The organism is uncultured Amnibacterium sp. (genome assembly GCF_964245895.1).
Taxonomy (GTDB): domain Bacteria; phylum Actinomycetota; class Actinomycetes; order Actinomycetales; family Microbacteriaceae; genus Amnibacterium.
Map to the genome: position 1 here is coordinate 1 of NZ_CAXTOQ010000108.1, position 11,892 is coordinate 11,892.

An 11,892-nucleotide genomic window follows, 5' to 3' on the forward strand; every position below is an offset into this window, starting at 1 on the left:
CCCGGCCTGCGGCCGGTTCCCGTCGGGTCCTCGTTCCAGGTCAGCGCCGACCCCTCCCGCATCGCCGGGAGCCCCGCGGTCCCGGATCGCACGAACGTAGGCACCCCCAGAACGAGGGGCAGGGAGATCCGTCGCGTGTCGCGCCAACGCGTCGGCGCGTTCGGCGTGTCGGCGCACCCCGCCCCGAGACCGGGCGCTTCCGGACGTTCCGGGCGCGAATTCACGCCCGCGATGCCCGGACGCGCCCGGATTCCGAGCCGAGCAGCCGTCAGGCGGCGGCGACGCGCAGCTCGTCGAGCGCGGCGAGCGCCTCCGCGAGGAACGAGTAGGGCCGCTTCACCCCGCGGACGTCGCGGTACTGGGAGCGGCCCGTGCCCGCCCACAGCACCGCGTCCTCGGGCCCGGCGGCCGCGACGGCCAAGCGGATCGCGATGCTCGGGTCCGGCACGTCGAGCACCTCCGCCCGCTCCGCCGCCCGCGCGCCGCCGAGGAGCGCCGCGCGGATCGCGTCCGGGTCCTCGAAGCGGGAGTGGTGGTCGGTGATCAGCACGGTGTCGGCGAGCGTCCCGGCGACGCGGCCCATCGCGGTGCGCTTCGTCGGGTCGCGGTCGCCGTCGGCGCCGAAGAGCATGACGATCCGGCCGGGCACGACGGCGCGCAGCGCCCGCAGCGACTTCTCGAACGCGTCCGGGGTGTGGGCGATGTCGAGGAAGACGGCGGGGTCGCCGGGGGCGCCGACGCGCTCCAGCCGGCCCGGGACCGCGTCGCGGAAGCCGTCGGTGCCGAGCGCCTCGGCGATCTCGGCGAGCCCGACGCCCGCCTCCACGAGCATCGCGACGGCGAGGGAGGCGTTCGCGGCGGCGTGGTCGCCGAGCATCCGCACCCGGGTGTCGAGGCGGCCGCCGGCGGGCGCCTCGAGGCGGAAGCGGGTGCCCTCCGCCGATCGGGCCGTGACCGCGACCCGCCAGTCCGCCCGCCCATGGAGCGCGATCGTGGTGACCGGCACAGCCGCGCGGTCGACGAGCCGGGCCCCCCACGGCGAGTCGAGGGAGACCACCCCGCGGCGGGCGCGATCCGGCTCGAACAGCGCGGCCTTCGCGGCGAAGTAGGTCTCCAGGTCGCCGAAGTCGTCCAGGTGGTCGTGGCTCAGCCCGGTGAACCCGGCGACGTCGAACCGCACCCCGCCCAGCCGGTGCCGGATCAGCGCCTGCGCGCTCACCTCGATCGCGGCGGCGTCGACGTGCCGCTCCCGCATGGCGGCGAGCAGCCCGTGCAGCTCGTCCGCCTCCGGCGACGTCAGGCGGCTCTGCACCTGCACCCCGTCGACCAGCCGCTCCGCGGTGGTGCTGAGCCCGGTGCGGCGGCCGAGCCGGCGGAGGAGGTGCTCGAGCATCGTGACGGTCGTCGTCTTGCCGTCGGTGCCGGTGACGCCCAGCAGCATCGGCACGGCAGCGGCTGTGTCGAGAACCCAGGCGGCCACGTCCCCCAGCAGCCGGCGGGGCTCCTCCACGATGAGCGTCGGCAGCCCGGCCCGGTCGGCGATCGCGGCGCCTTCGAGGTCGGTGAGCAGGGCGACGGCGCCGGCGGCGCGCGCGGCTCCCGCGAACGTCGCGCCGTGGGTGCCCGCGCCGGGCAGCGCGACGAACAGGTCCCCGGCGTGCACGTCCTGGCTGCGGATGGTGAGACCGGTCGCTGACCGGCCGCCGAGGTCGCCGCGCACGGCTGCGGCGAAGCGCCTCGCGAGCGCGTCGAGCGGCCGCGGCACGGTGCGGCGTGGGCGGAGGAGCCCGGGCGTGAGGGTCATGTGGGGGCAGCCGCCGGGTCGGAGCGGCCGACGCACGGTACGGGCCGGCGCCGAACGGACTCCCGACGTCCGCTGTGCAGCAGCGGCATCCGCGCCGGGAGAACGCCGACAGCGGCTCCCGCGGCCGCCAGCCCGATGCGGGCGCGGCGCTGTCGGAAGCCTCCGTACCATGGGGTCAGTGAGTCTCGGTGGTCTGCCCCGTCTGCTCGCCCACGCCGACTCGATGAGCGACGCGCTGGTCGCGGCGTCCCGGCCGGCCGACTTCTCGGCGACGCCCGGGCTGCACGCGCCGCTGCTGGCCGCGCTGCTGCGGCGGCGCCGCGAGCGCGACGAGGCCGACGCGCTCTTCGTCGTCGCGGCGACCGAGCGGGAGGCGGACGCGATCCGCGGGTCGTTCGAGTGCCTGCTGCCCGAGGCCGAGCTGCTCGACTTCCCGGCCTGGGAGACGCTGCCGCACGAGCGCCTCAGCCCCGGCGTCGAGACCGTCGGTCGCCGCCTCCACGCGATCCGCCGCATGCGGCTCTGGCAGCGGGGCGACGCCCCGCTCGTCGTGATCGCGCCCGTGCGGGCGGCGCTGCAGCCGCTCGCGCAGGGGCTGGCGGAGGTGGAGCCGGTCCAGCTGGCGCTCGGGCAGCGCGGCCTCGACCTGAACCGGATCGTCGAGCGGCTCGTCGCCCTCGCCTACAGCCGCGTCGACCTGGTCACCCGCCGCGGCGAGTTCGCGGTGCGCGGCGGCATCCTCGACGTCTTCTCGCCCATCGCGGAGCACCCGGTCCGCGTCGACTTCTTCGGCGACGAGGTGGACGGCCTCCGCGGGTTCTCCGTCGCGGACCAGCGCACGCTCGACGCGCCGATCGACCGCGCCGAGCTGGTGCCGGCCCGCGAGCTGCTGCTCACCGAGTCGGTGCAGCAGCGCGCGCGAGAGCTGCGGCACGAGTTCCCGAACCTCGCGCAGATGCTCGCGAAGGTCGCGGAGGGCATCCCGGTCGAGGGCATGGAGTCGCTCGCCCCGGTGCTCGCGGACGGCCTGATCCCCGTCACCGAGTACCTGCCGGAGGGCGCCGCGGTCTGCATCCTGTCGCCCGAGCGGGTCGCCAGCCGCGCGGTGAGCCTCGCGGACACGAACCGCGAGTTCCTCCACGCCGCGTGGAGCGCCGCGACCGCGGGCGCGCAGGCCCCGATCGACCTCGAGTCCGGCGACTTCCTGACGGTGAACCGGCTGCGCGAGTCCGTGCCCGACGGCACCTGGTGGACGATCAGCGGCTTCGAGGCGCTGCCCGACCTCGACGACCTGGACCCCGCGAAGGCCGCCGCGCTGCTCGCCGACTCCGCCGAGTACCTCCGCGTGAAGGGCGGGGCGACCCCGGTCGTGCCCGGCAAGCCCGCGGACCTGCTGGACCACATCGGCTCCCGCCTGCGGCACGGCTGGTCGGCCGTCGTGACGGCGGCGGGCAAGGGCCTCGTCGAGCGGGCGCGGGACGTGCTCGCCGAGCGCGGCTCCGCGGCGCGGATCGTGGAGGAGCTGCCGGACGATCTCGAGCCCGGCGTCGCCTACGTGCTCATCGGCGACCTGGAGACCGGGTTCGAGCAGCCGGAGGTGTCGCTCGCGGTCGTGTCCGAGCGCGAGTTCTACGGCCGCGCGGCCTCCGTCGACAACCGCGGGCCGAAGAAGCTCGCCTCCCGCCGCAAGAACGTCGTCGACCCGCTGCAGCTGAAGGCCGGCGACCACGTCGTGCACGCCACGCACGGCATCGGCCGCTTCGTCGAGCTGGTGCGCCGCGAGATCGCGCCCGTGCAGAAGACCGGCCCGCGGCGCATCGGCGACAAGGCGCCGGAGAAGGTCGTGCGGGAGTTCCTGCTGCTCGAGTACGCGCCGTCGAAGCGCGGCTACCCCGGCGACAAGCTGTACGTGCCGACCGACCAGCTGGACCTGCTCACCCGGTACGTGGGCGGGGAGGCGCCGCAGCTGTCGAAGATGGGCGGCTCCGACTGGGCCGCTGCGAAGGGCCGCGCCCGCAAGGCCGTCAGGGACATCGCGGTCGAGCTGGTGAAGCTGTACTCCGCCCGCATGGCCTCGAAGGGGCACGCGTTCGGACCGGACAGCCCGTGGCAGCACGAGCTGGAGGAGGCGTTCCCCTTCGCGGAGACGCCCGACCAGCTGGAGACGATCGACGCGGTCAAGGCCGACATGGAGAAGCCGATCCCGATGGACCGGCTCATCTCCGGCGACGTCGGCTTCGGCAAGACCGAGATCGCCGTCCGCGCGGCGTTCAAGGCGATCCAGGACGGCAAGCAGGTCGCGATGCTCGTGCCGACGACGCTGCTCGTGCGGCAGCACCTCGAGACCTTCAACGAGCGCTTCGCGGGCTTCCCCGTGAACGTGCGGCCCCTCTCCCGCTTCCAGAGCGACAAGGAGGCGAAGGACACGCTGAAGGGCCTCGCGGACGGCACCGTCGACATGGTGATCGGCACCCACGCGATCCTCGCGAAGCAGGTCGAGTACAAGGACGTCGGCCTCGTGATCATCGACGAGGAGCAGCGGTTCGGCGTCGAGCACAAGGACCAGCTGAAGAAGCTGAAGACGAACGTCGACGTGCTCGCGATGAGCGCGACGCCGATCCCGCGCACGCTCGAGATGGCGGTCACCGGGATCCGCGAGATGTCGACCCTGGCCACGCCGCCGGAGGACCGGCACCCGATCCTCACCTTCGTCGGCGCGCGCTCCGCCGGGCAGATCACCGCCGCCATCCGCAGGGAGCTCCTGCGCGAGGGCCAGGTCTTCTACGTGCACAACCGGGTCGCATCCATCCAGCGCATCGCCTCCGAGATCGCGGAGCTGGTGCCGGAGGCGCGGGTCGGCGTCGCGCACGGGCAGATGGGCGAGCACCAGCTGGAGCAGGTGATGGTCGACTTCTGGGAGCGGAAGTACGACGTGCTCGTCTCCACCACGATCATCGAGACCGGCCTGGACATCGCGAACGCGAACACGCTGATCGTCGACCGGGCCGACAAGTACGGGCTGTCGCAGCTGCACCAGCTGCGCGGCCGCGTCGGCCGCGGGCGGGAGCGCGCGTACGCGTACTTCCTCTACGACGCCGAGAAGCCGCTGTCCGAGACCGCGGTCGACCGGCTCGAGACGATCGCGGCGAACAACGACCTCGGCTCCGGCATGCAGGTGGCGCTGAAGGACCTGGAGATCCGCGGCGCCGGCAACCTGCTGGGTGGCGAGCAGTCCGGCCACATCGCGGGCGTCGGGTTCGATCTGTACCTGCGGATGATCGGGGAGGCGGTCAGCGACTTCCGCGGCGAGGTCGCGGACGGGCAGACCGAGCTGCGCCTGGAGATCCCGGTCGACGCCCGCATCCCCGAGCACTACATCGACAGCGAGCGGCTGCGGCTGGAGGCGTACCAGAAGCTGTCCGCGGCGGCCGGCCCCGCCTCCGAGGAGGGCCGCATCGACCTGGTGCTCGAGGAGCTGGTCGATCGCTACGGCACGGCGCCGGACGAGGTCCAGAACCTGGTGCGCATCTCGAAGCTGCGCCGGCTCGCGCAGCACGCGGGCCTGTCCGACGTCGTCGCGCTGCCGAAGTTCCTCCGCATCGCCCCCGCCGACCTGCCGGACTCGATGCAGGTGCGCCTGCAGCGCATGTACCCGGGCGCCCGCATCGTGGGCGGCGCGGTGAACGTGCCGTGGCCGCAGACCGCGGGGGAGCCGCTCGCCGACACGGCCCTGATCGAGTGGGTGCAGCAGCTGCTGACCGCGATCTGGGCGAAGGTGCAGCAGCCCGCCGCGTAGTGGTCGCGCGGATCCGCACCTCGCTCGCCGTTCCGCAGATCTCGGGCGACACACCGCGACCCGGCGCTCGGACTCGGCGTGTCGACCGATTTCTGCGGAACCGCGAGGGCGGGTCGCACACTGGAGACATGGGCAACCCCGTCGTCCACGTCGAGCTGCTCGGTCCGGACCCGTCCGCGCTGCAGACCTTCTACGGCGCGCTGTTCGGCTGGGACCAGCCGCCGGGCGCACCGGTCGCGCCGCCGATCTCGGAGGCGTCGAGCTACGCGTTCATCGACGCCGCGGAGGGCGCGGCACCGGCCGCGGCCGGCATCGGCGGCGGCCCCGGCTTCGTGGCTCACGCGGTCTTCTACGTCGGTGTCGCGGACGTGCGCGCCGCGCTGCAGCAGGCGGAATCGCTCGGCGGCACCGTCGTCCTGCCGCTGCAGGTCAACGAGGGCACGGGCATACGGGTCGGCCATTTCCGCGACCCGGCCGGCAACCTCGTGGGCGTCGCAGGCCCGGCGTAGCCCCCAAGCGCATCGCGACCGACGCGCGGTCCGCGAAGCCGGCGACGACGCGCTCGTCATCGCCGGGCCCGACGCCGGGTCGCCGCTGGCGACGTGCAACGCCCGCGCCCTGCCGACGAACACCGTGATCGCGTTCGGCCGGAGACCGTCCGCTGATCACCGTCGGGCTCAGTGCCGATCCCGACGATGCACGAGGGGCGCTCGCACTCGCACACCGCTGGGGCTTGACCCTCACACCGTGTGAGGGGGCACGATCGGACCCACCATGTACAGCATCGGCAGGTTCGCGTCGATCGGACGGGTGACCGTCCGGATGCTGCGGCACTGGGACGAGATCGGGCTGCTGGTCCCCGCGCACGTCGACCCGGAGACCGGGTACCGCTCGTACGCGCCGGCGCAGCTGCCCGACGTCGACGAGATCGTGCGGCTGCGCGACCTCGGCGTCGGCCTGGTCGACATCGGGCGGATCCGCCGCTCGGGTCTCGACGAGCCGGCCTCGCGGCGGTCGCTGGAGGCGGCGCGCGACGCGCTGCGCGACTCGATCGAGACCGAGTCCCGGCGCCTCGCGCGCTTCGACGCCTACCTCCGCGGAGCAGAAGGAGACCCGGCCATGACCGACGCACCCGAGATCGAGTTCCGGCTCGTGCCCGCGCAGCGGGTCGCCACGATCACCAGGAGGGCAGCGGGCTTCGGCTCGCACAACATCGGCCCGGTGGTCGGCCCGATCTTCCCCGAGGTGGAGGCCGCGCTCTCGGCCGCCGGCATCCCGTTCGGCCCCGCCGTGGCGATCTACAGCGCCGACGAGTCCGGTGACGGCTCCGGCGTGCTCGTGACCGCGGGCTTCCAGCTCGAGGGCGACGCGGAGGCGGTCCCCGGGCTCGACGTCCACGTGCTGCCCGGGCTCGAGCAGGCGGCGATCCTCACGCACCGCGGGTCGATGGAGACCATCGACGCCTCGTGGATGGCGCTCATCGACGCGGTCCGCGCCCGAGGGGCGGTCCTCGCCGACGCGGGCCGCGAGATCTACCTCACGCCCGGCGATGTGCCGCAGGAGCGGTGGGTGACCCGGCTGGTGCAGCCCATCGCGTGAGCCCGCCCCAGACCGGGCGGCTTCGGACATTCCGGGCGAGTATTCGCGCCCGGAATGACCGAAGTCGCCCGGAATGCGGGGTCAGGCCTTCAGCACCGAGAAGATGTTGCCGGAGGGGTCGGTGAACCACGCGATGTCGGGCCCGTTGCCGCGCATCGCTCCGTCGTCGTCCTGCGGCATCCCCGGATAGCGCTCGGGCTCGAGGCCGGCGGCGCCCAGCTCGCGGATCGCAGCGGCCACGTCGTCGACCTCGAAGTTCAGGACCGTGAAGCCCGCGGGCGTGTGGTCGGGCTTCGGGTAGACGATCGTCGTGCCGCCGCCGGGCAGGTGGAGGGTCGCGATCGGCCCGTCGTCGACCGCGAGGCCGACGACGTCGCGCCAGAAGCGCACCGCCTCCGGCACGTCCTTCACCGACATGCCGCTGAACGAGCCGGTCGCCGTGAGCGCCATCGATCCTCCTCCGTCGCAGATGTGAACAACGTACACATGACTGCTAGCGTCGGGAAGGTGCCGAACCTGCGAGCCCACAACATCGCCGTGTCCCTCGACGGGTTCGCGACCGGGGAGGGCCAGTCCCTCGAAACACCCTTCGGTCACGCGGGGCAGCGGCTCATGGGCCACTTCTTCCCGACGCGCACCTTCGTCGCGATGACCGGGCGGCAGGGCGGTACCCGCGGCATCGACGACGCGTTCGCCGCCCAGGCGTGGGACGGCATCGGCGCCGAGATCATGGGCCGCAACAAGTTCGGCTGGCAGCGCGGCCCGTGGCCAGGCGAGTCGTGGCGCGGCTGGTGGGGCGAGCAGCCGCCGTTCCGCACCCCGGTGATCGTGCTGACGCATCACCCGCGACCGGACCTCGCCGTGGGGGAGACGACGTTCCTGTTCCGCGACGCGACGCCGCAGGAGGCGCTCGCGGAGGCGGTCGACCTCGCCGGCGGCCTCGACGTGCGTCTCGGCGGCGGCCCCACCTCCATCCGCGAGTTCCTCGACGCCGACCTCGTGGACCTGCTCCACGTGGTCGTGTCGCCGATCCTGCTCGGCCGCGGGGTGCGGCTGTGGGACGGCCAGGAGGGGCTGGAGCAGCGGTTCGACGTCGAGACGACCGCGTCCCCCTCCGGCGTCGTGCACCACGTCTTCAGCCGCAGGCCGCGCTGACCCTCACCGCCGCGCGGTCGGGTAATCGACGAAGACGGTCGAGGACACCTGGCCGTACTTCCCCAGTGCGCCATGCTCGCCGTTCAGGCAGGCGGTCGCCGTCCCGATCGGCACGGTCAGCGTGCCGGTCTGGCCGGGGCTCGACAGGTCGTAGGCCAGGTCGACCTGCACGGCGCTCACCGTTCGGACGGCGCACCTGCCCTCCTCGTTCTCGGGGTAGTAGTTCGCGAGGTACCAGTCGATCTGCGAGTAGGCGACGCCGCCGGGCCGCAGGAGCACGGCGTGCAGCCCGTCCTCGGTGCTGGACCGCTCGTCGATGTGGTTCATCGTGTTCCGGCCGAGTGCGGCGCCGTCGAGGAGGAACCGCACCTCGGGGTAGCCGGCGAGCGCGCATGTCGAGTCGCTTGCGTTCGTGAACACGAGGTCGCCGCCGCTCACCTCCGTGACGCCCTTCGGCTCGGCACCGGCGACGAACCGCGCGGTGAGGTCGTCGGCGGTGCAGTAGCGGACGGCCGTGCCGGCGGTGTCGGTCGGCGTCGGGATCGGGCGCGGGGTGACGTACGTCTCGGGGATGCCGACGATCGTGAGCGTCCATGTCATCCGCTTGTCCGTGCGGATCGTCACCGTGGTCGACCCGGCGACCCCCTTGTTCCCCGAGGTCACGCCGCCGCCGCAGCCGCCGTCCCCGCCCTGCGAGCCGTCGCGCGCGATCGAGAAGAGGTAGGAGCCGGGCCCGCTGCACTCGATGACCGTCGCGACCGCCAGGCCGTCCGGACGGATCACGTGCCGCTGCACCGGTCCGTCGTCGCTGGTGAAGCGGCCGAGCGGCTTCCCGGCGGTCAGGGTCGGCGTCGGCAGCGCGTCCACCGCGGAGGAGGTCGCGGGTGCACCGCCGTCGGCCGGCCCGCCGCGGTCGCCCACGGACCGGATCGCGATCACGGAGAGCGCGACCACCACGACCAGCACGGCCGCGGTGACGAGCACGTCGCGGACCCGCTCGCGGGACATCGCGGCGCGGCGGAGCGGCGCCGCCACCTGCCCGACCAGCATCGCGCGCACGGCGGTGTCGCGGTCCGGGTGCTCGTGCTCAGGCGCCATCGCTGATCCCTCGTCCTGATGCGGGGCCGGTCGAGCGGCCGAGTCGATGTGCGAGCCGGTGCTTCGCGCGATGGAGGCGCGACTTCACCGTGCCGGGCGCGACGCCGAGCACGTGCGCGGCGTCGCGCTCCGACCGGTCCTCCAGCACGCAGAGCGTCAGCACCTGCTGGTCGGCGAGCGACAGCCCTCGCAGGGCCGCGAGCACGCCCTCGTCGTCGACGAGATCCGCCGGGTCGGGCCCGTCCGCGGGTACCGGGAGGTGGGCGAGCAGCCGGTCGTAGCGCACCCGGCCGCGGCGCACGTTCCTCGCGACGTTGGTCGTCGTCACGAGCAGCCACGGCAGCAGCGAGTCGTCGACGAGCCGCAGCGCCCACCGCTTCCGCCAGGCCTCGAGGAACACGATCGCGACCGCGTCCTCGACGTCGGCTGGGCGGTCCAGCAGCCGCTGCGCCTGCCGCCGGACGCTCGCCTTCCGCCGGTCGTAGACGCGGCCGAACGCCTCCCCGTCGCCCTGCACCGCGGCCGTCCAGTCCGCGGCGTCGTCCCCGTCCACACCAGAAGGATGTCCGCATCCTGCGGATCGGTTCCCTGCTCCCCGGGCGGTCTCGTGATCGGGCGCGCCGGTCCGCGAGGATCGTGCGCGTGGGGCGGGCGGACGACGAGCGGATCGGGTTCGGGGCCGCGATCGGGCTCGGTGCGCTCGTGCTGGCGACCTTCGTCGCGGTCACGACGGAGATCGTGCCCGTCGGGCTGCTGCCCCAGATGAGCCGGGCGTTCTCGGTCTCGGAGGCGGTGACCGGGCTGCTCGTCACCGTGTACGCCGCGCTCGTCGCGGTGCTCGCGATCCCGCTGACGCGACTGACGACGCGCCTGCCGCGGAAGCCGCTGCTGCTCGGCACGATCGCGCTCTACAGCGTCGGCAACCTGGTCATCGCGCTCGCCCCGTCGTTCGCGGTGCTCTGCGCCGGCCGGGCGATCGGCGGCATCGCGCACGCGCTGTTCTTCTCGCTGTCCTCGGCCTACGCGGCGGCGCTCGTGCCGCCGCGGATCCAGGGGAGGGCGCTCGCGATCGCCGCGTCGGGCGCCTCCATCGGCTACGTGCTCGGCGTGCCGCTCGTCACCTCGATCGGCGCGGCGCTCGACTGGCGGGCCGCGTTCGGCGCCCTCGCGATCGGCGGGGTGCTCGCCGCGCTCGTGACCGCGGCGGCGCTGCCGGCCGCGACCGCGGCGGAGGAGGCGGCGCGGCGTCCCCGCGGCCCGCGGCGAGCCCTGATCGGCGCCGCGGTCGTCAACGCCGTCGCCTTCTTCGGGCACTACGCGCTCTACACGTACGTCTCGACCCTGCTGCTGCGCGCCGCCGTGCCGGAGCCCGCGATCGGCCCGGCCCTGTTCCTGTTCGGCGCGACCGGCGTCGTCGGGCTGTGGCTCGCCGGGCTCGTCATCGACCGCCGCCCGCGGGCCGGCTTCCTCGGCGCGCTCGTGCTGGGCGCGGTCTGCGTCGCGGCCCTGCTCGTGCTGCAGACCTCCACGGCGGGCACGGTGACCGCGGTCGCGGCATGGGTGGTCGGCTTCGGGGCGATCCCGGTGTTCTGCACGGCCGCCTGCCTCCGCGCCCGGGCGCTGACGCCGGACCTGTCCGCCGCCGTGAACAACTCCGCGTCGAACGCGGGCATCGGGCTCGGCGCCGCGGTCGGCGGGGCCGTGCTCGCGGGCGCAGGGCTGCCGTCGGTGGTCGCGCTGGCGGCGGTGGCCTTCGCCGTCGCCGCGCTGCTCGCGATCATGCTGCGGGACGCGTTCCCGGCTCGCGTCGCGCACGGCTGACCAGCGACGGCTGACCAGCGACGGCTGGCGGGCGGAGGTGGGAGGCTGGGGGGCAGACCCCGACCGGCACGAGGGACCCCATGACGATCACCGCCTCCGCATCCGCCACCGACACCGCCGAAGCCCCGGCGCTCGTCCCGCACTGGATCGGCGGGGCGCCCGCCGCGGGTGCCGGCGTCCGGACGGGTGAGGTGTTCGACCCGGCGCTGGGCGTCGTGACGAAGCACGTCGTGTTCGCGGATCAGGCCGACATCGACGCGGCGGTCGCGGCGGCGAAGGCCGCGTACCCGGGGTGGCGCGATCTGTCGCTGGCGCGCCGGCAGTCGATCCTGTTCCGCTTCCGGGAGCTGCTCGAGGCGAAGAAGGACGAGCTCGCCGCGATCATCACGAGCGAGCACGGCAAGGTGCTGTCCGACGCGTTGGGCGAGATCAGCCGGGGGCAGGAGGTCGTCGAGTTCGCGACCGGCCTCGCGCATCATCTGAAGGGCGAGTTCTCGGAGCAGGTGTCGACCGGGGTCGACGTGTACTCGATCCGGCAGCCGCTCGGCGTGGTCGGGATCATCAGCCCGTTCAACTTCCCGGCGATGGTGCCGATGTGGTTCTTCCCGATCGCGATCGC

At 73.9% G+C, this 11,892-nt stretch carries 10 protein-coding genes; 6 read left to right on the forward strand and 4 right to left on the reverse strand.

Features of this window, described 5'->3' with window-relative positions; all coding sequences use genetic code 11:
- Positions 1-268: 268 nt before the first annotated feature.
- The gene (locus ACFE60_RS13545; protein WP_375389389.1) at positions 269-1,804 is read right to left on the reverse strand and encodes a Mur ligase family protein; all 1,536 of its coding nucleotides are present in this window, start codon (positions 1,802-1,804) and stop codon (positions 269-271) included.
- Positions 1,805-1,982: 178 nt separating this feature from the next.
- On the opposite strand from ACFE60_RS13545, the gene mfd reads away from it, so the two are divergent.
- From mfd to ACFE60_RS13560, 3 genes are all read left to right on the forward strand, one after another.
- Positions 1,983-5,600 carry a transcription-repair coupling factor gene (mfd, locus tag ACFE60_RS13550; RefSeq protein ID WP_375389390.1) on the forward strand — a complete coding sequence of 1,206 codons (3,618 nt, stop codon included), beginning with the start codon at positions 1,983-1,985 and terminating at the stop codon, positions 5,598-5,600.
- Between the two features lie 128 nt (positions 5,601-5,728).
- On the forward strand, positions 5,729-6,109 hold the full coding sequence (locus ACFE60_RS13555; RefSeq protein ID WP_375389391.1) for a VOC family protein: 381 nt from the start codon (positions 5,729-5,731) through the stop codon (positions 6,107-6,109).
- A gap of 265 nt (positions 6,110-6,374) precedes the next feature.
- The gene (locus ACFE60_RS13560; protein WP_375389392.1) at positions 6,375-7,199 is read left to right on the forward strand and encodes a MerR family transcriptional regulator; all 825 of its coding nucleotides are present in this window, start codon (positions 6,375-6,377) and stop codon (positions 7,197-7,199) included.
- A gap of 81 nt (positions 7,200-7,280) precedes the next feature.
- On the opposite strand, the gene ACFE60_RS13565 is transcribed toward ACFE60_RS13560, so the two are convergent.
- Positions 7,281-7,649, reverse strand: coding sequence for a VOC family protein (locus ACFE60_RS13565; RefSeq protein ID WP_375389393.1), 369 nt, complete (start codon positions 7,647-7,649; stop codon positions 7,281-7,283).
- A 57-nt stretch (positions 7,650-7,706) separates the two neighbouring features.
- Here ACFE60_RS13565 and ACFE60_RS13570 point away from each other — a divergent pair, with 57 nt between their 5' ends.
- Positions 7,707-8,354, forward strand: a complete 648-nt coding sequence (locus tag ACFE60_RS13570) for a dihydrofolate reductase family protein (RefSeq protein ID WP_375389394.1) — start codon at positions 7,707-7,709, stop codon at positions 8,352-8,354.
- A gap of 3 nt (positions 8,355-8,357) precedes the next feature.
- Here ACFE60_RS13570 and ACFE60_RS13575 read toward each other — a convergent pair whose 3' ends face one another.
- Both ACFE60_RS13575 and ACFE60_RS13580 read right to left on the reverse strand, forming a co-directional pair.
- Positions 8,358-9,452: a DUF4232 domain-containing protein gene (locus tag ACFE60_RS13575; RefSeq protein WP_375389395.1), complete on the reverse strand. Its 1,095-nt coding sequence runs from the start codon at positions 9,450-9,452 to the stop codon at positions 8,358-8,360.
- Entirely contained in the window at positions 9,442-10,005 is a 564-nt protein-coding gene (locus tag ACFE60_RS13580) for an RNA polymerase sigma factor (RefSeq protein ID WP_375389396.1), read from the reverse strand. The genes ACFE60_RS13575 and ACFE60_RS13580 overlap by 11 nt, the downstream gene beginning before the upstream one ends.
- A gap of 89 nt (positions 10,006-10,094) precedes the next feature.
- Here ACFE60_RS13580 and ACFE60_RS13585 point away from each other — a divergent pair, with 89 nt between their 5' ends.
- A complete protein-coding gene (locus ACFE60_RS13585; RefSeq protein ID WP_375389397.1) occupies positions 10,095-11,273 on the forward strand; it encodes an MFS transporter in 1,179 nt (392 codons plus the stop codon).
- Between the two features lie 80 nt (positions 11,274-11,353).
- A partial coding sequence (locus ACFE60_RS13590; RefSeq protein WP_375389398.1) for an aldehyde dehydrogenase family protein occupies positions 11,354-11,892 on the forward strand: 539 nt, incomplete at its 3' end.